Source organism: Paenibacillus sp. EB106-05-06-XG162, from assembly GCF_058791655.1.
This window is the reverse complement of sequence record NZ_JBYTDT010000001.1, coordinates 22,251-42,385: the sequence shown is the minus strand read 5'-3', so window position 1 is coordinate 42,385 and position 20,135 is coordinate 22,251. Positions and strand designations below refer to the sequence as shown.

Below are 20,135 nucleotides of genomic sequence, written 5' to 3'. Positions count from 1 at the left end.
GTGTATACGTCGGGGCTGAACATCCACTCTTGGAATTTCTTGGCTGCCTAATTCATACTTTATCTTACAAAAAATTGTATACGCTTTCATTGATATATTTAGTGATTTACATGATATATTTTGTGGTTCATTTCTTTTTTCGCGCATCATCATCCCGATATTTCTGAGGACTCATTTCCATATATTTCTTAAACACACGGCTGAAATGTTCGGGGTTCTCATATCCCACCTTATTTGGGCTGTCCATTAATGACATATTCCGAATTATTTCCAGCATTGCTACTGGTGCCTTGCTTGATCTCATCCATGTTAAAATCAAAAATCAAACCGTCTGTGGCAACGGAAGCATTATTACGTGAAACAGGAGTTGTTATTGGCCTTTCCAATTGCATGTCTACAGCATTGTCTGTATTCGCAGGTATGCTTTGAGCCATTGTGCTAATCGGGTGACCAAATAACATTAAAACGCATAACAAAAGTACCATAGAATTCTTAAACTTAGTACGTTTCATTTTACTTTCTCCTTTTACAGTATTTTGGCGTTCACTTGTAATTCAATAGCCCCTAAACTACGAACATCAATTCAACCTGTATTGTTTTCACCCCCCCCCCCTTGCAATCGCTTGCAATTGCGAAGAATAACGAGGGTAAATCTAGAAACACTCCTGTTGAGCCCCTTCAATTAACTTTATATCCTTCGTCTAAGCATTAACATGGATGAAACAAGAATGTTATGTTTATGTGGACTTTTTTGCAATTCCCCCTATGGCTTCCTTTTACAGTTTCGACATTTTCGTTCAGCACATAGCCAGGCAAATGGGAATGAGCCGAAATCAATTCACAAGATTGTTCTCTAAAATATTCGGGATGTCGCCAAGACAATATATTACTTCCCTAAGCCATTTCAGCAGACAATTTAAAAGATGGACCGGAGTTTCTCCAATGTCTTACAGGCTAAGGCACCAGATCCAACAAGAAGTAGAATAGGGGGGATCGTCATCCAAATGACGGATAATGAGATGAAAGCAGAACATCCCTCGTACGACAAACAACATGATTACTTCAAAACAGCAAAAAAAATAGGCATCCGTAATCCGGCACGCCCGTATAAGATCATTAAGTAATTTACCGCTTCGCCTTGTAAAACTCATGGTATAGCTTCATCAGCGCCCGCTTCTCGATCCGCGACACGTAACTCCGCGAAATGCCCAGTTCCTTCGCGATCTCCCGCTGGCAATAATGTTGATTTTCCACTACCGTGGTTCCTACAATAGCAACAAACTCGCCTTCATGAATTTCAAGATCAATGCCGTCGATCGCCTTCACTGATGTTGGAAACTCTCGTCACCCTCTATCGGTCGATTCATGAACAAGAGATTTATAGGTCACATCATCAACCAGGAACTTAAGCGAATGTTAAGGATTTCATGACCAACCTGTTAAGGGTTATGGTGTATAATTCGATGTATAGCTAACGCTTAGTTCTTATATCATTCAAAGAGGTGTAATACAGCATGTCCAGAGAAGCCATTCTTCTCGTTGATGATGAGAAAGAAATTATTAAGCTAATCGAAGTTTATCTTAAAAATGAAGGATACGTTCTATATAGCGCCGCTAACGGCCTGGAAGCCTTGGACATCCTGCGCAGCCATCCGGTGGATCTGATCATTCTCGATGTCATGATGCCTAAAATGGATGGGATCCAAGCGTGCATGAAAATCCGTGAGGAGAACAATACCCCGATCATTATGCTGTCGGCGAAAACCCAGGATATCGACAAAATTTCAGGACTCAGCATCGGTGCTGATGATTATGTCACCAAGCCGTTCAATCCCCTGGAACTTGTCGCCCGGGTCAAATCTCAGATCCGCCGGTACAAGCTATTAAACTATCGCAGCAAGCCCGCTGAAAATGAAATCATCATCGACGACTTGGTAATAAACACCGCGACGCATACCGTAACGGTCGATGATCAAGAGGTGAAACTGACGCCCCGTGAGTTCGATATTTTGAAGTTGCTTGCTTTCAATCAAGGAATCGTGCTCAGTATGGACAAGATTTATGAAGAAGTATGGAACGAGCCATTCATGGAATCGAAAAACACGGTCATGGTCCATATTCGCAAACTCCGTGAAAAAATCGAGAAGGACGCCCAGCACCCCGATTTCATAAAAACCGTATGGGGCATCGGCTATAAAATGAAATCGACGAAGGAGGTGTAGCTGCCATGAAGACCAAGATATCCATCGGCATACGCTGGAAGTTCCTTGCAGTAATCGTCGCTTGTCTCGGACTCACGCTGCTGTTCGTCCTGCTCGGCCGGCTGCTCGTCACCTATTTGATTAATTATCCCCCTTATAACCGGCCCCTCATATGGGTGATCAACCATATCGGTTCCCAGCCCACGGCCGTGGTATTAGGCTTAAGCTTTTTTGTGCTTCTCTACGTATACGCCACTCGGCCGTTCGTACGGAATGCCAAGGAACTTGGCGCTGTTCTTGAGGATATGGCGAGCGGCAGGCTTCACGCTTCCATGGATGTAAAAACCGCCGATGAACTTGGTACCATCGCAGGGAACATCAACAGCTTATCCGAACAGATGCACTCTTATCTTGAAGAAATCCATCACGGGTTGACCGAAATTGCCAAGGGACATTTTGATTATCAAATCCCGGTCAGGGAGAACCATGAGCTCGGTCGGATTGCGGACAACATCAACGCCATGAGTGAACAGCTGAGCCATTCCATTCAGGAAGAACGTAACGCCGAGAAGACGAAAAACGACTTGATTACAGGCGTTTCCCATGATCTGCGGACCCCGCTGACCACCATTCTTGGTTTCCTAGAAATCATTGATAAGGACCGTTATACCGATGAGGTTGAGCTCCGCTATTACATGAATATTGCCTATGAAAAATCACTCACCCTCAAAAAGCTCGTTGACGATCTGTTCGAATACACCCGGATCAATAACGGTATGCCCCTTCATTTGCAAGAGCTCGATGTGGGCGGGTTTTTCAAACAGCTGGCTGAAGAATTCGTTCCCACCTTGGATCATGCGGGCATGGCACTTCAAATTCACGCCCCCAAACAGCCGGTGACGATACGTGCCGACGGGGATCACTTGGTGCGTGCGTATGAAAATTTGGTTTCCAATGCGATCAAATACGGAAGCAGCGGCAAGCATATCGACATCTATATCGCTCAGGAGGACGGGCATGCCAGTGTGCGAATCTGCAACTACGGGGAACCGATTCCGAAGCAGGACCTTCCTTTCATTTTTGATCGCTTCTACCGCGTCGAAAAATCACGTTCCAAATCGACCGGCGGTACCGGACTCGGACTGGCGATCACGAAGAGCATTATCGAGGTACACGGAGGACAAATCTCCGTAGAGAGCTCTACCAAACAGACGGTATTTGAAACCCGGTTTCCCGCTGCAGTCCCGTCGCCATTAGATTGAAACGTACGATCATTGAAGCATGCAATGACAGCTCCCGCCACTAGACGGGAGCTTTTTTTGTGTTCACGCTTGCCGCCATCCGTCCGATTAAAAATTACCAAAACTCACTAAATACTTAAGTATTTGTTAAGCATTTGGGTAGTCGCCCGTTAAGATGTCTCCGGTACTCTTGGATACAGATAAAGACATCTGCATCGGACGAATCATCCCGTTACTTAGAATGTCTATAGAGGAAGGAGTACGAATCTCGAATGTACACAAGAAGCACTAGAATGTCCAAGGCATCACCCACTTATAAAAAGCCGCTACTCGTCATATTGATCTTGCTGATCTTCACACTGGCAACGTATTTGCGGCTCGATTTCCTCATCTCGGTAAACCACCATGTTTCACACGATACCAAAAACTACGACGTGATGGTCCGACAACTGCTGGAAAAAGGGATTTACGCTTATAAAGACAACGAGCCGAATGCTCAGGTTACCCCGGGATACCCTCTGTTTATGGCAGCGGTGTACAAACTGGTCGATTACCAGCACCATGACCCGTTCCCACACATCAGATATATCCAGTTCATCATGAGTCTGGTCACGCTATGGCTGACGTACACGATCACGCGCAAACTGGCCGGAACTAAGGCAGCCATCATCGTGCTGCTGATCTGCAGCGTATATCCGCCTTTTGTCTGGAGCAACGGAGCCATACTCACGGAGACGCTGGCCTGCTTCTTCCTAATTCTCTATATTCGCTTGCAATTGGCGACCTTTGAGAACAAGACATGGACGCTCGCTCTCCTTAGCGGAAGTGTCATGGGGTTGTTGGTACTGACCCGGCCAGAGTTTCTGATCTTAATTGTACCGGTGTACATATTTCATTTTCTCTGGAAAAAAGAACATCGTATCACGCTAAAGTTGCTACTGTTCACCTGCATCGGAACAGCCATTGTCCTCTCGCCATGGGTGATTCGTAATATCGTCTCCCTGCACGAGGTGGTTGTCGCTTCGACCCAGGTTAATCCTTTTACGGCCGGCACCTACCCGGACAAAAACTACGAAGACGGCCTGGTGGACCGCCATGGCAAAACGCAGATGGAAGTCGCCAAAGAGCGGCTGAAAATCGGCTTTACGCAGCATACCTGGGTATTTATGAAGTGGTACACCGTCGGGAAGCTCAAGTACATTTATTCCAATATGTACTTCGGCAGCGGCCACGGCCCGCTATATCGCGTACTTCCGAGTCCGCTGGGCAGCCTGCTGCATTTGGCGCTTGTCTGGTTCTGCCCGATTACCATCATCGCAACGTTTCGGAGATGGAAGCAGCCTTTAACGCTGCTAATGCTGATCGTCGTCGTCATGACGGTCACCCGTCTGGCATTCGTGCCCGAGTACCGTTACAACTATACCGTCATGCCGCTGATTATCATGATGGATGCGGTGACCGCTGTGGCGATCCTCCGCTCCATATGGATGAAATTAACCCAATCATCAACCCGCTCACAGAAAGGAGACGTTTCTCATGTCGAACCAAGCTGAAATCCACAATCAATCCCTTAAGGTGCTTGTCATCGTACCTGCCTATAACGAAGCCACGGGCATCGCACAGGTCATTGACCAGCTTCGCCGGGAGACGCCTTACGCAGACGTTCTTGTCATCAACGACGGGTCCAGCGATGCGACCGGTCCAATTGCCAGGGCGGCCGGGGTCAACGTCATCGACCTGACCTGCAATTTGGGGATCGGCGGTGCCGTTCAGACCGGATACCGCTATGCGGCAGAGCATCATTACGATTATGCCGTGCAAATTGACGGCGACGGACAACATAGTCCGTCCGATCTGGGCCGGCTTCTATTCGCCATGTTCGATACCAATGCCGACATGGTCATCGGCTCCCGGTTTATCACGAAGGAAGGATTTCAGTCCACCTTTGCCCGCAAAATGGGGATCGGTGTCCTGTCGACCCTCCTGAGCCAGTTGACCGGAAGGACCGTAACGGACCCGACTTCGGGCTACCGTCTGTGCGGAAGACGAGCCATCTCCCTGTTCGCCCGGGAGTACCCGACTGATTATCCCGAAGTGGAAGCACTGATGCTGCTCTATAACCGGGAGCTGTCCTTTGCCGAAATCCCGGTCATCATGAATGAGCGTCAGGGCGGCGTATCGAGCATATCGTCGCTAAAGTCTGTGTACTACATGTCCAAGGTCATCCTGTCCGTCCTGCTCATGAAGACGATGAAAAGGAAAGCGTGGGAAAATCGCTATGAATCTTAATATTTACCTCATCAGTTTTTGCATTAGTCTGGCTTTCGCCGGCACGATTCTAGAATTAATCCGGAAGCGCAAACTGCGAGAGCAATATGCGCTTCTCTGGCTGCTGATGAGCACGGTCATGATGCTGTTGTCTCTGTTCCCGTCCTTACTCGACATCGTCGCGCAGTGGATTCATATTTATTATCCACCTTCCCTGCTGTATTTTCTATGCGTGGTGGCCGTGCTGTTCATTCTGCTCCATCTGACGATGGCCGTCTCTTCCCTTACGCATCGGGTCATTATTCTAACCCAGACGCTGGGCCTTCAGGAGCAGCGGATCAAAGAGCTAGAGGCCCTGTCTGTTCAGCCGACACAGGCTCCCTCCCACGTTCAGATGACGGAGGTGATTCGTTGACATGGCGTACTCGATGCTTATGCTCAATATCATTCTCCTTGTTGCCGGACAGATTGCTTGGAAAATCGGCCTGCAGCAGTCCGGAGGCATCCATTTCGGAAATCTCGTTTCGGTTTTGTTCTCGCCACTGATCCTGCTTGGGATTGCGCTTTACGCCTTGGCCACGGGACTGTGGTTTGTCGTGCTATCCCGTCTGCCTTTGAGTCTGGCGTATCCTTTGCAAAGTCTGGCTTACGCGATCGGCATTTTTGCCGCCTGGTATGTCTTCGGCGAGAGCGTTCCGCTGAACCGTTGGATCGGGGCCGCCGTCATCGTTCTGGGCGCGGCGATCATCGCCGCCAAATGACGTCAGCGTCAGATGCGCTTGTGGCATGATACTCATTTTTCACTCTATTCCCACCTATAAAGGAGTTAGTCACTTACATGAAACTGCAAAAAGTCATTTTACTCACTACCGCAATTCTGCTCTCCTCTTATGAAGTGCCTTCTGCCTTCGCAGAAACCCCGCAGATCGAGTCCGCTTTACAGGCAGACCCTAGTTCCGCAAAAACGATCCTCTATCTGAACAGCAACCGGATCGAGAATAACGGAGCCACCCAGACCTTAAGCGGCACCACCGTGGTGAAGCAAGGCGTTACCTATGTTAGTCTCCGTTCTCTCGCCGGAATCTTGGGTTATACGGTCACCTACGATGCGGCCGCCAAAGCAGTCAACACAGCAGTACCAGACGGTACTGTGGCCCGGTACCGGGTAAATACGAAGACGTACGAAGTCAACGGAAGCGGGCAACCGATGAGCGGTACAGCCTACGAGAACAAAGGCGTCCTCATGGTTCCGTTCACCTCGCTGACGGCCGCCTTTCGTATCCCCTATAAGCTCGATGGGGATCGAATCACGCTGTCCCCCGGTGACTTGGGTTCCGAAACCGAAACTAAAAAGCCGCAGAATGAACCTCCCACAGCTTATTTTAGAACGGATAAGGATCAATATCAGATCGGTGAACCGGTGACGATCTATGACGAGAGTACCGATGACGAAAGCGCGATTACTAGCCGGGAATGGGTGAACAACGAACCTGTCTTTTTCGAAGCCGGCATGGTCGAAATCAAGCTTACGGTGAAAGATAAGCACGGGCTCACTTCGACTTACAGCAAACAAATCGAGATTACGTCCGACGTGATGTACACCAAGGAAGAATACGGCAAGCGCATCGCTCCACCGGGTACCTCTATCGATATTAATGAAATGGTTTTATCCTTTGATGCACTGCCGTATACTTACACGACCGAACCATATATTTTATTCCGCACTAGCGGACCTGAATCCGTCAATGAGGAAGGAATTCTGTATCGTGACACCATCTCCGGGCCAACCCGCCTGATGGCTCATCACAAGAATAGTCTCAACACTAAGGCTCGATTTTACTTGATCGCGACCAATCGGAATGACACGGCTGTCTCGATCCAGATTGAAAGCGCAGGCTTAGCCGGTCCGTCTCCACATCCCGAGGTGACTGGACGGATGGCTGGCGCAAGGTATTTGCAGTCTACCCTAACCGGTAATGAACGGTCGAGCCAACAAATAGAGCCAGGTCAGAGTGTGGCGATCTTCCCTCAACTCAATGCTGCCGTTGCTGCTCCCGGAGATATCGTATCGATGAACGCCGATCTGACCAGCGATGGGCCGATTGAATACACTATGTTAATGGTCCGGGCGGATCAAGACCCCATCGCGGCTCTGCCCTCCCTGCCTAACTTGAACCCTAACGAAGCGATCGTCCGCGGAACGTTTGCAGATTCAACCCGAGTGTTCACATATGATGGTATCGTTGGACAAAAGCCGGAACGTCTGCCGCTAACCGATAACAAAACAGATCGTTTTCAGGAGGGGATGGACGGGATCCTTAACACCGTCGCTATTAATTCAGGCAATTACGGCGTGCTGTACAAAATCACCCTGAATCACGTCGCGCCAGGTACGTTGATCGCCTTTAACCCTCGAGGCGGAAGATACTTTGGTTCGGCAAGGGTCAACCAGCAAGTCGTCGATATTAAGTCTAGTGGATCCCAGCAAAGTGCCACGGTGTTGTACCGGACCAAAGACCAGGAGGAGAAAGTCGAAATCTGGCTATCCCCCGCCTCCGGCAGCAATTTGCCGTTTGCCTTGTTTTTTATGCCCATCTCGAAGAAATAGAAAGAGCCCGTCAGAGCGCAAATGCTTTGACGGGCTTTTCCGGCATGACTGCATGAAAGTCTAATTTTATTTTAATATTGTGCCATGCACCATTCTTTCGTTTCTTGGTCGGCAAAGGATGCTTCTACACTATTTAAATAAATTTGCCGGTAATCTTCTTCGCTTAGAATAAATTCTTTGTCAACTAAATGAATTTCTTTTGCCATTGTAGTATCAGATACTGTTCTGTTATCCGTATTAATTGTCACTTTTATTCCATCTTTATGAAACTTATAAATCGGATGTTCAGAATAATGAAGAACAGCTTTCGTTTGGACATTACTTGTTGGACACATTTCAAGCACTACCTGTCTTTCTTTCACGATCTTATAAGCCTCAGCGCATTCTTTAATAAATACTCCGTGTCCTATTCTTTCAGCACCCAACAGTTCAACTGCTTCTAGAACGTTTTTACCAATTCCCGTTTCACCAGCATGAATCGTGACCCTGTAGCCATATTCTTTGGCTAATGCGATTGGATCTACGAATCTTCCACAAAAACCTTCTTCTTCGGATGCACATAGGTCAATTGCCACTACACCTTTTCCAAGGAACTTTTTCCCCTTTTCAACCACCTCAAATGCGCTTTCTACAGACATCGTCCTCATGCAAGACAGGATTATATTTCCCTTTATTTCGTAACAGCTTTCAGCTTCCCTCATCCCCTCTATAACAGATTGAATAACTTCTTCAACATCAAGACCTTTTAATGTGTGAAGTAACGGGGCAAATCTGACTTCTAAATATTTCACATTTTCCCTTGTTGCATCCTCAAATAGCTCAAAAGTAATTCTTCTTAAGTTCTCCTTGGACTGCATGACCAAATTAGGAAGAGAAAATCGTTTTAAATACTCATCAAGGGATTCACATTCTAACGGAGCAATCAGTTCCTTTTGCAGTTCATCCTTATCAAAAGAGGGTAACTGAATGCCTTCCTTCTGGGCTATATCGATAATCGTTTCACCCCTAAGGCTTCCATCCAAATGACAGTGAAGTTCGATTTTTGGCAATGCTAAAAAGTTCATTTTTGACCTCCTGAAATAATTTTTTTACAAAAAAAACCAGAAAAAAATTCCTGACTACGGAGAAAATACAAATCTTGTACTTTCTTCGTAATCAGGAATTTCGGTTCCTGGTAGAGACCTCCAAACCATATTATTGGAGTTATACGAAATTTTATTCAATTCATAAATGTTTTTAAAGGATAATAAAAAAAGTTTAGATTGTCAATATGGTGCCTAACACCAGACACAGGAAACCCTTACATTCACTGTACCCGTTCAGGTATATTTCGGAGGTTTGTTTTGCCCAACTCCGCATCAAATTACCATAAAAGGTCACCGTCGGACCGTACTGTTCCGCCGCTTTAGCTTTTACACTAGAGATGGCTGCCTTCCGGCCGCCATATTAGGCAATGAGAGTTGCAATGAAAGGGAGGTTTTTCGAATGAGTAAAGAAATGCATGCCGATATCATCATTGTCGGAGGCGGAACCGGCGGTACGGCCGCGGCGCTCGCGGCGGCCAAATCCGGAAAAAGAGTCATTATGACCGAAGAAACCGAGTGGATCGGTGGTCAGCTGACCACCCAAGCGGTGCCGCCCGATGAGCACCCATGGATCGAATCATTCGGCTGCACGGCAAGCTATCGATCATTCAGGGACGGGGTGCGCCAGTACTATAGAACCTTTTTTCCTTTAAAGGAACACGGGCGAGGAGCCGTTCCGCTGAACCCCGGCGGCGGCATCGTCAGCAGGCTTTGCCATGAGCCGCGCGCGGCGCTGGCCGTGCTGGAGCAAATGCTGGCGCCATACATCCACAGCGGACGATTGATTATTTTGCACCGGCATAAACTGCTGAGGGCCGAAACGTCCGGCGACCGGATCGTTAGCGTCACCGTTCAATGCAGCATAACCGGCGATTTGACTGAGCTCATCGCGCCTTTTTACCTGGACGCCACGGAATGCGGCGACCTTCTTCCCGCAGCCGGCATCGAATACGTGACAGGAGCGGAGTCCCAAAGTCAGACTGGTGAGCCCCATGCCGTGGAAGGGGAGGCACAGCCGATGGATATGCAGGGCTTTACCTGGTGTTACGCGCTGGATTATGTAGAAGGTGAAGACCACACGATCGACAAACCGGAGCAGTATTCCTTTTGGCGCGACTACAAGCCGGCGTTTTGGCCAGATCGTCTGCTTAGCCTGACCGGTGTCAGGCCGTCAACAATGGAGCCTGTCTCCTACGAGCTGTTTCCCGGCTTCGGGAAATTTTCGCTGTACGAATACCGCCAAATTTTGAATCCCTCCCTGTTTCGGGACGGACTATTCGGCAGCCCCGTCACGCTCGTGAACTGGCCGCAGAACGATTACTGGCTCGGACCGGTCATCGACGTAAGCGAAGAGGAACGAAATCGCCATTTGTATGGAGCACAGCAGCTGAGCCTCTCCCTGCTCTACTGGCTTCAGACTGCGGCTCCCCGTCCGGACGGGGGACAGGGCTATCCCGGCCTTCGCCTCCGCCCGGATGTCGTCGGCACAGGAGACGGACTGGCGATGTATCCGTACATACGCGAATCCAGACGGATTCAGGCGGAATTTACGGTGCTTGAGCAGCATGTAGCCGCCGAATGCCGTCCGGACGGGCGAGCGGAGACGTTCCACGATTCGGTGGGCATCGGATGCTACCGCATCGATCTGCATCCGAGCACCGGCGGCCAGCCTTATATCGACATCTCCTCCGTGCCTTTTCAAATTCCACTCGGCAGCCTCGTTCCGAAACGGATCTCTAATATACTTGCCGCCTGCAAAAATATCGGAGTCACCCATATCACGAACGGCTGCTACCGTCTCCATCCCGTGGAGTGGAATATCGGAGAAGCCGCGGGATACTGCGCGAGCTACTGTCTCGACCGCGGGCTCATGCCTTCCGCCGTGCGGAACAACAAGACCGAGCTGGTCGATTTTCAGCGGCGTCTCAGCCAAGAGGGCATCGAGCTCGTGTGGCCGTCCATTCACTCGGTTTGATTAGTTGCCCTGACGGCAAAAAGAGGCATTCCCCTAGTCCGAAAAGACCCGGGGAATGCCTCTTTAAGTCTAATATATCCGACAAGCTTTTATTTTTTCGTCTGATACCACTCATTAGCGGCCTTCACCATGTCGGCTCCGCCTTCCGAGCGCCATTGCTGTAGGAACGTATCATAGTTTTCCAAAGGCTCGGAACCGCTGATGAATTTCAGCACATTATCATCGAGCAACGTTCTGAGCTTCAGCGTATTTTTCGAAATGGCATCAATCGGCGGCGCAACGGACATCGGGTCAATCACGATAATGCCCTCGGCATTTTTCTGGAACGTTTCAAAATAATTCTGAAGCACCGGATCCTTCCGGACACGGGCCTGCCAATAAATCGGATACTTCTCCTCATCAACGCCGGTGATGAACGCACTGGCATTACCCAAATCATCATTGAATTTAGGAAGAATCGGATAATATTTGCCGTCCTTCACCTCATGGTGAACGCCTTCCTGTCCGATGGCGAGACCTTTAAACGTCTCCGGCTCCAGCTTCGCGTTCAGGAATTTCATCGCCTCTTCCTTGTTTTTGGAGGACTTCGGTATGGCAATGAACCAGTTGGTTTTCGTGTCTACGCCGGTGACAGCTTTGCCGTCTTTCCCTTTCAAATAAGGGATCACCGTTACTTTGGCATCCGGAAAGTTCTTATTCAGCGCGGAAATCGTGCTGCCCGCGTTCCACCAGGCCAGCTTGTAAACGGCCGCCTTGCCGGTTGTAAATTTCTCTATCGCTTTTTGCGCTGTGTTGATCGGCATTTCCGTATCCAGCAGCCCTTCCTTATACAGTTTGTTCATAAAGGCCAAGGTTTCTTTCATTTCCGGAAGCTCGGCCTTGTGCATCAGCTTGCCGTCAACCTCTTTCCAGTCGGTAAGCACGCCGAACGTCGTCGCGATATCGCCATAGATGGAGTCCTTGCTGCCGGTGAGTGGAATAATGTTTTTCTTTTCCTTGATCGTTTTCAGCATATTGTACAATTCATCCGTCGTGGTCGGAATCGACAAGCCCAGCTCATCCAGCCAATCCTGGCGTACGACCAGCTCCTCGCCGACGGTCGCGCCCGTCCCCGTCTCCGGAATGGCGTACTTCTTGCCGTCGATGGTCGCGCTGCCCCACGATTCCGGTTTGATCGCCTGATTGATGTAATTGCCGTGGGCGGCAAGAAGATCATCGATCGGCTCCAGCGCACCCGACGTCGCGAGATTGTAGAATTGCTCGGAACTCAGCTTCATCACATCAAAGCTTTCTTTGTTGGCCATGAGCAGATTCAGCTTTTCATTCCCATTTTCCGCCGGCAGCATTTCGTACTTGACGTTGTATCCCGTCTTCTCGTTAATGTACTGGCTGATATACTCCATGGCCGGATCAAACAGCCCATACTGCATGATCATGCGGATCTCCTTCTTGCCGTCTCCTCCGTTCGTCCCCTCTGAAGAGGACCCTGGCGACTCCGTCTTTGAAGCTCCTCCGCCGCAGCCGGACACCGCTAGACTCAGACCCAGCAACGCGACAAACATCGTTTTTCTTTTTCTCATGCGTTAACCTCCTTGGAATGGGATAACCTTTACGCCGAACCCTTGTCTAAGAGGGCATCACCGCCTTTATGGAATGATCTTTACCCTCTTCAGCCCTTGACTGAGCCGACCAGCACGCCCTTGACGAAATATTTCTGCAGGAATGGATATACGAGCAGAATCGGGATGGTCGCGAGCAAAATGGACGACGCTTGAATCGATTGCGGGGTCATGTTAATCGCCAGATCCACGTTATTTTTCAGAAAATCTCCACTGGAAGAAACGATCAACTCCTTCAGATACAATTGGAGCGGCTTAAGCTCCGGATCGGTAATGTAAATCATGGCGGTAAAATAATCGTTCCAGAAGGCAACCGCAAAAAACAGCGCGATCGTAGCGAGTACCGGTAAGGAAAGCGGAAGCATGATGTGAATCAAAATCCGAATATTTCCCGCGCCGTCCAGCTTACCGGATTCCTCCAACGAGTCCGGCAGCCCCTCGAAGTAATTTTTGATAATCAACATATTGAAAACGTTTACCATTGCGGGTAGAAATAAAACCGCGAACGTGTTGACCAAATTCAGGTTGTGCATAAGTAGATACGTTGGAATCAAACCGCCGCTGAACAGCATCGTGAACACGAACATAAGCAGCAGCCATTTGCGCCCGCGCAACCGGATCTTGGAGAGAGGATAGGCGGTTATCGTGGTCATGATCAGGCTGAGAACCGTTCCGATCACGGTCAGCAGCACGGACGTTTTCAGGGAAGTCAGGAACAAGGAATCCTGTAGAACGTATTTGTAGGTCTCAAATTGAATGCCGACAGGGAATAGCCCGACACGCCCGGACACCACCGCATCCTCGCTGCTGAGGGATTTTGCCAATAAGTTAATAAAAGGAACCAGGGTCGTAATCCCGATCAAGATGAAAACGCAGTAATTGAATACGGTAAATACTTTCTCTCCCGTGGAAGATTTGATGGTGTTAACCCCTGCACCTGCGGAAATGGTTTTTAAATCGAGATCCTGTCTCATCGTGCTCTCCTCCTTTACCAGATTCCCCGTTGCAGGTATTTTTTGCTGAGCGCGTTGCCGACAATGACAAGCGTGAATGAGATCACGGCTTCGAAAAGCCCTACAGCAGTCGTGAAGCTGTAATCCTGATTACCAAGGCCCTGTCTGTATACATACGTGCCGATGACATCCGAAACGTTATACACCACCGGGTTGTACATGACCAGGATTTGCTCCGTTCCTGCTTCCAGAATGTTTCCTAGACGCAGGATGAACATGAGAATGATGATCGGAGCGATGCCGGGAAGCGTAATATGCCACAGCTGCTTCCATCTGCCTGCCCCGTCGATTTTGGCTGCCTCGTAGAGGGTCGGATCGACCATGCTAAAAGCAGCGAGGTACACGATCGTGCTCCATCCGGTTTCCTTCCATCCAGCCGAGGTGACCAGCACGCTTCGGAACACGCTGTTATCCAGAAAGAAAGCGACCGGCTCCAGGTTGAGCGATACCAGTAGCTTGTTCACCAGACCGCCGTTCGTGGACAACAGATCGATGAACAGGCCGCTTACGATGACCCAGGATAGAAAATGCGGCAGGTAAATGACGGTCTGTACCGAGCGCTTGATGATCATGTTTTTCATCTCGTTCAGCATCAGCGCCACGATGATCGGCAGCGGGAACAGGATGATGATTTTCAGCAGGCTGATGATGACGGTATTTTGGAATACCCGCGCAAAGTCCGGTGAGGTAAACAGTTTCTCAAAATGCTTCCATCCGACCCATGGGCTATCCGCAAAGCCGGTAAATATGTTGAAATCCTTAAACGCGATCGTAATGCCGTACATGGGCGTGTACTTAAACAGCAAAATAAATAGAACCCCCGGAACCAGTAGCAAGTACAAATCCCATTCCTTCCAAATATCGCTCCACAACGAGGGAAAATATCCTCGGCGGTTCGATCCGGGTACAGGCAGTTTCTTCGATCCTGTCTTCATGCAATTCCCCCCTCTGATGAATGAGCACTACCTTCTAACTTCGATATCTAAAATTGTAATGCGAGGCTAAAAAGCCCGATAGGCGACAATCATTACTGTTTGTGGTAATTTGATGCTCCTTTGGCGCACGCAAAAAAGCATCCCTTCCAGTTCAAGGGATGCCTTATCTAATAATATTCGCGCTACGGTTTGAACTCCCCCGGATTGACGCCCCAGTACTTACGGAACACCTTCGTAAAATAGCTGACATCACGGTAGCCCGTCTGCCTTGCGGCATCATACACCTTTTGCCCGTCCTGCAGGACCCGCTTAGCTCTCTCCATTTTCTGCTCCAGCACGTAAGCCGAAAAAGCCATCCCCATCTCCTGCTTGAAGAGCCGGCTCAGATAGGAGGAATTGACGTACAACCGGTCGGCCACCGTATGCAGCGTAATATCCTGGTCGATTTCCTGCTCAATGATACTCGCTATTTTTTGGACGATCTGATGGCTGCTGCTCTTGCGCTGTCCCTTCATATAATCTGTGATACGGCCTACGGTTCTCTCCAGCCAAGCTCGTGTCTGCGATTTCGTGTTCAGGAGTTGGATGTTCTGCATAAATGCCCAGTCCTCGCCTATCACTTCCCGGATGCTCCAGCCCTGCTTGACCATGATCCGAATGAACAAGCTGTTCATATACATGACGCCCTCCTGGAATTGCTGCGATGTCCCGGTACGAGCGAATAGCTCCTGCCACAGACCGTCCACCGCCTCGGCCGCTTTAGCCTCATGCGCCGTCTCCAGCGCAATCTCCAGCATTTTTTCTAGATGCTGCTGCACGGAGATTTCTGACCTGTTCCCTCTTTCTTCTTCCCGGTAAGGAATGGCGATATCCGGCCCGTACACGACTCTTTCCTGGAGGGCTCTACAGGCTTCCGAATATAGCTGTGGCAGTTCCTCCATCCGTCCCGCCCTGCCGCAAATCCCGGCGCTCGCCGTCAGCTTCAAAATTTCCTTCGCATGGGAGAGCAGCTTGACGACGGACGCATTGATATGCAGCATGAATTCCTTCGGATTTTGTTCGGGCTCCGCCCTAAACACAAGAAGTACGTCCGAATCCGGGTCCGTGCATACCCAGCAGGAGGACTTAGACAGCAATTCCCCGGCCAGACACCGGATCGTAAACCGCAGCAGCTCACGGTCATTCGGGCCGAACCTGGCGTCATGTTCCGGAACGGGATCCAAGTCCAAGACGGCTGCGGCCAGCTGCGTATCCTTCTCCAAGCCCATATACAGCTCGCTGCTCCGATTCAGTATCTCCCGTTCATCGTATTTGCCGCTCACCCAATTCAGAATGAAATAGTTTTGAAGGCTCGGCACATGGTCCCTCCACTTTCGCTCAAGCTCCGCCTTCCCTCTCCACTGCTCTAAATCCTCCCGGAGCCCATCACGTGCTTCAAGCACCGCCTTCAGGATGAGCTCCTCCCCGGCAGGCTTTAACAAATAACGGGACACCCCATGCTCCATCGCCTGCTGGGCAAAATCGAAATTGTCATGACCGCTTAAAATAATCATCTTCATAAACCGCTTACCGACCTGCTTTTCCTTCAGCCGAGCAATCAAGGTCAAGCCGTCCATTTCCGGCATCTGAACGTCGATCAGCATCAAATCCGGCATTTTTCGTTCCGCCAACTGAAGCGCCTCTACCCCGTTCGCCGCGAGACCAACCACCTCAATCCCATGGTCTTCCCAAGGGATATTGTACGCCAACGAATTTCGGAGCCTGGGCTCGTCTTCCACAATAATTAAATTCAAACTTCCCGCCCTCCTTCGTAGGTGTCATATGTACGACCTCGGTCTTGGATCTCCGGTCTCTGCCGTGGAACCAGCACCGCATCCGTCTCCATGCTGCCGTCGCCTGCCGGATTCACGGGGATTCGAATCGCAACAATCGTGCCGGGCCCGGGCATGCTCTCGATCGTCAAATCAGCCTCTTCACCGTAGTACAGCCTCATTCGTGTGAAGACATTCCGCAGACCGAACAAATCCTTGATGTTCTCCTCCTCCTGCGACAGGGACGGAAAGCTCCGGGACCTCATCCGCCCGAGCTCGCTCCGGATATAGGACAGACGCTCCTCCTCGATTCCTGGGCCGTTATTCTGCACACTGATCACCACCCTGTTCTGTTCCATCCGACTAGACACCATGAGCCTTCCTCCGCTCTCCTTCCCCTCCAGCCCGTGCAAAATCGCGTTTTCCACGAGTGGCTGAAGCAGCAGCTTCAGGATCGGAAGTGCTCTCGTGTCATCGGAAATCCGATACTCTACTTCAAAGCTGTCCAAAAAACGCAGCTGCTGGATCCGAATATAATAGTGCAGGTGGGTCATGCTCTCTTCAACGGTAAATACCTGCCTTCCCTTATCCAGGCTTAGGCGGAAAAACTTCGACAGGTTCATCACCATCTCGCTGATCTCGTCCGCCTCATAATTTTTGGCTGCCCAGTAGATGGAATCCAGCGTGTTATATAAAAAATGCGGATTGATTTGGGATTGCAAAAATTTCAGTTCCGTTGTCGTGAGCCGGAGCTGCTGCTCGTAATGGTCCTCAATCAAATGCTTTTGCACGGATACCATTCGGTTAAAGGACTGGATCAAGAAGCCGAACTCATCCTGCCTTCGGGTCTCGACGTGGACGTTCATTTCACCGCTGCTTAGGCACCTCATCCCGCGCGACAGCTTGAGCACCGGGGAAGCGATTCCGCTGTACACGACCCAAGAGATAATAAAAGCAAGCACAATGCTGATCCCGATAATCGTAAAAGTGAACAGCCGGAGCTGATCGGTCTCCCGGTAGAGCTCGCTTTTCGGCTGAACGAGCGCGAGCCGCCAGGAGGAATATTCGGAGTCCATCGATACCTCCATATCCTTGGAAGAAGGAGCTCCGCTTGCTGCGGCCTTCCCCGTCTCGACGATAACTTCCCCTCTATCATTGAACAGCGATACCCGGCTGTTCTCCGACGGAAGCAGCGTCTTCAGAATGTTGAGCAGCTTACTCCGGTTAAAGGTAACCACGAGCAAATTGGACATACGATCCATATTGTATAGATCCATGGAACGGATCAAAGAAACGCTGTCCGTTCCCGTCAGCTTGCCGAACGTCCGGGCGTCCGATACCGGAGAATCGGCCATGACGTACGAAATCCCTGTCCCATTTTTCCGAGCAGATTCCACCAGCCATTCCTGTTCAGGCTCCGATGTCAGCTTACGGCCACCGAAATGAGTCGAGATGAACATGTGCGTGGCTTGGTGGTACACCGAAATTTGCGATACAAATCGGTTGACCGAGACCGAGTTCGACAGCTGCTGAAGCACGTTGGAGAAATCAACGATCGATCTTGGCGAGAAATCCGCTCCGTTCTTGTTCAATAGCTCATTCAAGTTCGGATCCGCCGAGATCAGCGTGGAGATCTCCTCCACATTTTGCAGCGCCAGATCAAAGTGGTTCATCGCCGAAGACAGAGCTACCTCCGTTCTTTTCACGGCCTGCTCGTATAAAATGTCCCTTGACCGTTCTACTGCAAACAGGCTGATGAGGACGAGCGGCAGGAGAATGAGCAGAAAATAGCCGGTCAGCCTAGTCTGGATGTTACTAGCAAAGCGGTCAGTTACCCTGCGAAATACGTTAATCACCCTCATTCCCCCTGACCATTTGCCGCCCACTGCGCTCAAACCATCGATTCACCTCTCTCGTCATTTCATCCCCGCCTTCCCGCTTCCACTGCTCCACATAACGGTCAAACGACTCGATCGGCTCAATCCCTAAAATGATATTCGTAAAAATGCCTTGAAGCTCACTCAGCTTTTTGTCGTATTTGCTCATGGCCCACGTAGGAATGCCGTAGAACTCGTTGTGGATCACGTTTTGGCGTATCATCTCCAGATTGTCGTATAAATGAAAGTCCCCCAAGGAATCCAGCCGTTCCTTGGACAAAACAGGATCCGGCACATCCACCAGCGACTGATAAATGCCCCTGTACAGCTGCTCGTCGTGCTTCTGGAAATCGGTCACCATCCTGCCGTTCTCCCATTTCCATATTTCGTTCTCAAAGCCAAGCTTCAAGTTCTTATAATCGCTCGCGATAAAATCAAGGAACTGAATGACCTCCTTCGCGCTCTGAGAGCTGGCCGGGATCACATTATAACCGCGGATCATATCTGTTTCGTATACGCCCTTATGTCCCTCAGGTCCGGTGGGATACGGTAGAGCGATCCATTCGGCCTTCGGATCCTTCTGCTTGTTGGCCGCAATGGGGCCGCGGGTGTCATACCAGGTGGCCGAGAAAAGCCCAACTTTGCCGTCCTGAATTTTTTCGAAAAGGTTGTTTTGCAAATTCAGCGGAAACTCGCGGTCCAGCAAGCCTTCCTCATATAAGCCGGCTAGGTAGGCCAGCGCTTGTCTCGTTTCCGGCAAGATGCTGCCGTTGACCAGCTTTCCATCCCGTTCAAGCCACGTATCCAGCTGCGTTCCGAAAGCGCCGAAAAACGGGGATGACCGTCCAAGATCAATCATCAAGGCCAGACCGATCGTATCGTCGATGCCATTGCCATCGGGGTCGTCCTGCGCAAACGCACGAATGACCTCATGGTATTCCTCCAGCGTCTCGGGCGGATGCAGTCCGAGACGGTCAAGCCAGTCCTTTCTGCCGTACATCAGCTCAACACCGCTAACCTCGTTCAAGCTGGGAATGGCGTATATTTTCCCGCCATATCTGACTCGATCCCACGCCTCAGCAGGGATTTTTTCTTTCAGATGGGGTCCATATTGATCAATGAGATCGTCAAGTGGCTGAAAAGCTCCCTGCTTCGCATAGTTGCCAAACCATACCGCCTTGTACACATGGAGCATATCAGGCAGATTCCCAGAGGACATGATTACATCGAGCTTCTCGTCGTACACTTCCGTAGGGGGTGTCGTAATCTTAATATCCAGTCCCGTTTGCGCCTCAATATAGCTCAGGTAGCGGTTGTCGTTCTCGTCCATTCCGGCAGGAAACGTCATCCCCAGATTAGAAATGACAATGCCGATAGACTTGGCTGCGCCTTTGTGCTGCTCCTCCCTGTTCTTCTCACTGGCCGGAACATCACATCCCGCGCTCAATAAGAAAGCGGTTACAATTATCGTCGAACCGAAGCGTAATTTGCTCCTCATGCGC

The 20,135-nt window shown here is 50.0% G+C and carries 18 protein-coding genes, 1 pseudogene and 1 riboswitch; of the genes and pseudogenes, 9 read left to right on the top strand and 10 right to left on the bottom strand.

Annotated features, from left to right (window positions below; translation table 11 throughout):
* Positions 1 to 127 precede the first annotated feature (127 nt).
* Both AC3WU2_RS00195 and AC3WU2_RS00190 read right to left on the bottom strand, forming a co-directional pair.
* Complete coding sequence (locus AC3WU2_RS00195; RefSeq protein WP_492450227.1) at positions 128 to 256, bottom strand: AraC family transcriptional regulator; 129 nt, start codon at positions 254 to 256, stop codon at positions 128 to 130.
* Positions 231 to 512, bottom strand: a complete 282-nt coding sequence (locus AC3WU2_RS00190) for a hypothetical protein (RefSeq protein WP_492450225.1) — start codon at positions 510 to 512, stop codon at positions 231 to 233. The genes AC3WU2_RS00195 and AC3WU2_RS00190 overlap by 26 nt, the downstream gene beginning before the upstream one ends.
* 205 nt (positions 513 to 717) lie before the next feature.
* On the opposite strand from AC3WU2_RS00190, the gene AC3WU2_RS00185 reads away from it, so the two are divergent.
* Positions 718 to 987 carry an AraC family transcriptional regulator gene (locus AC3WU2_RS00185; RefSeq protein ID WP_492450223.1) on the top strand — a complete coding sequence of 90 codons (270 nt, stop codon included), beginning with the start codon at positions 718 to 720 and terminating at the stop codon, positions 985 to 987.
* Between the two features lie 138 nt (positions 988 to 1,125).
* On the opposite strand, the pseudogene AC3WU2_RS00180 reads toward AC3WU2_RS00185, so the two are convergent.
* Positions 1,126 to 1,236 (bottom strand): annotated as a pseudogene (locus AC3WU2_RS00180) (sigma factor-like helix-turn-helix DNA-binding protein); the annotation flags it as partial.
* Positions 1,237 to 1,514: 278 nt separating this feature from the next.
* On the opposite strand from AC3WU2_RS00180, the gene AC3WU2_RS00175 reads away from it, so the two are divergent.
* The 7 genes from AC3WU2_RS00175 to AC3WU2_RS00145 all read left to right on the top strand — a co-directional run bounded on the left by AC3WU2_RS00175 (position 1,515) and on the right by AC3WU2_RS00145 (position 8,318).
* Positions 1,515 to 2,222, top strand: coding sequence for a response regulator transcription factor (locus AC3WU2_RS00175; RefSeq protein WP_492450221.1), 708 nt, complete (start codon positions 1,515 to 1,517; stop codon positions 2,220 to 2,222).
* Positions 2,223 to 2,227: 5 nt separating this feature from the next.
* A complete protein-coding gene (locus AC3WU2_RS00170) occupies positions 2,228 to 3,463 on the top strand; it encodes a sensor histidine kinase (RefSeq protein WP_492450219.1) in 1,236 nt (411 codons plus the stop codon).
* Positions 3,464 to 3,735: 272 nt separating this feature from the next.
* Positions 3,736 to 4,995, top strand: a complete 1,260-nt coding sequence (locus AC3WU2_RS00165; protein ID WP_492450217.1) for an ArnT family glycosyltransferase — start codon at positions 3,736 to 3,738, stop codon at positions 4,993 to 4,995.
* The gene (locus AC3WU2_RS00160; protein WP_492450215.1) at positions 4,979 to 5,731 is read left to right on the top strand and encodes a glycosyltransferase family 2 protein; all 753 of its coding nucleotides are present in this window, start codon (positions 4,979 to 4,981) and stop codon (positions 5,729 to 5,731) included. Before AC3WU2_RS00165 ends, AC3WU2_RS00160 begins: the two co-directional genes overlap by 17 nt.
* A complete protein-coding gene (locus AC3WU2_RS00155; RefSeq protein ID WP_492450213.1) occupies positions 5,721 to 6,125 on the top strand; it encodes a DUF2304 domain-containing protein in 405 nt (134 codons plus the stop codon). The genes AC3WU2_RS00160 and AC3WU2_RS00155 overlap by 11 nt, the downstream gene beginning before the upstream one ends.
* Position 6,126: 1 nt before the next feature.
* On the top strand, positions 6,127 to 6,471 hold the full coding sequence (locus AC3WU2_RS00150) for an EamA family transporter (protein ID WP_492450211.1): 345 nt from the start codon (positions 6,127 to 6,129) through the stop codon (positions 6,469 to 6,471).
* 77 nt (positions 6,472 to 6,548) lie between these two features.
* Positions 6,549 to 8,318 carry a copper amine oxidase N-terminal domain-containing protein gene (locus AC3WU2_RS00145; RefSeq protein WP_492450209.1) on the top strand — a complete coding sequence of 590 codons (1,770 nt, stop codon included), beginning with the start codon at positions 6,549 to 6,551 and terminating at the stop codon, positions 8,316 to 8,318.
* Positions 8,319 to 8,389: 71 nt separating this feature from the next.
* On the opposite strand, the gene add is transcribed toward AC3WU2_RS00145, so the two are convergent.
* Entirely contained in the window at positions 8,390 to 9,382 is a 993-nt protein-coding gene (add, locus tag AC3WU2_RS00140; protein ID WP_492450207.1) for an adenosine deaminase, read from the bottom strand.
* A gap of 68 nt (positions 9,383 to 9,450) precedes the next feature.
* A riboswitch (purine riboswitch) is annotated at positions 9,451 to 9,549 on the bottom strand.
* Between the two features lie 254 nt (positions 9,550 to 9,803).
* On the opposite strand from add, the gene AC3WU2_RS00135 reads away from it, so the two are divergent.
* Positions 9,804 to 11,378 (top strand): FAD-dependent oxidoreductase, encoded by a 1,575-nt coding sequence (locus AC3WU2_RS00135; protein WP_492450205.1) that lies wholly within the window; start codon positions 9,804 to 9,806, stop codon positions 11,376 to 11,378.
* Between the two features lie 89 nt (positions 11,379 to 11,467).
* On the opposite strand, the gene AC3WU2_RS00130 is transcribed toward AC3WU2_RS00135, so the two are convergent.
* From AC3WU2_RS00130 to AC3WU2_RS00105, 6 genes are all read right to left on the bottom strand, one after another.
* Complete coding sequence (locus AC3WU2_RS00130) at positions 11,468 to 12,958, bottom strand: extracellular solute-binding protein (protein WP_492450203.1); 1,491 nt, start codon at positions 12,956 to 12,958, stop codon at positions 11,468 to 11,470.
* Between the two features lie 89 nt (positions 12,959 to 13,047).
* Positions 13,048 to 13,971: a carbohydrate ABC transporter permease gene (locus tag AC3WU2_RS00125; protein WP_492450201.1), complete on the bottom strand. Its 924-nt coding sequence runs from the start codon at positions 13,969 to 13,971 to the stop codon at positions 13,048 to 13,050.
* A 14-nt stretch (positions 13,972 to 13,985) separates the two neighbouring features.
* The gene (locus AC3WU2_RS00120) at positions 13,986 to 14,945 is read right to left on the bottom strand and encodes an ABC transporter permease (protein WP_492450199.1); all 960 of its coding nucleotides are present in this window, start codon (positions 14,943 to 14,945) and stop codon (positions 13,986 to 13,988) included.
* Positions 14,946 to 15,127: 182 nt separating this feature from the next.
* On the bottom strand, positions 15,128 to 16,738 hold the full coding sequence (locus AC3WU2_RS00115) for a response regulator (RefSeq protein WP_492450197.1): 1,611 nt from the start codon (positions 16,736 to 16,738) through the stop codon (positions 15,128 to 15,130).
* Complete coding sequence (locus tag AC3WU2_RS00110) at positions 16,735 to 18,618, bottom strand: cache domain-containing sensor histidine kinase (protein WP_492450195.1); 1,884 nt, start codon at positions 18,616 to 18,618, stop codon at positions 16,735 to 16,737. The genes AC3WU2_RS00115 and AC3WU2_RS00110 overlap by 4 nt, the downstream gene beginning before the upstream one ends.
* Complete coding sequence (locus AC3WU2_RS00105) at positions 18,605 to 20,131, bottom strand: extracellular solute-binding protein (RefSeq protein ID WP_492450193.1); 1,527 nt, start codon at positions 20,129 to 20,131, stop codon at positions 18,605 to 18,607. The genes AC3WU2_RS00110 and AC3WU2_RS00105 overlap by 14 nt, the downstream gene beginning before the upstream one ends.
* Between the last annotated feature and the right edge of the window lie 4 nt (positions 20,132 to 20,135).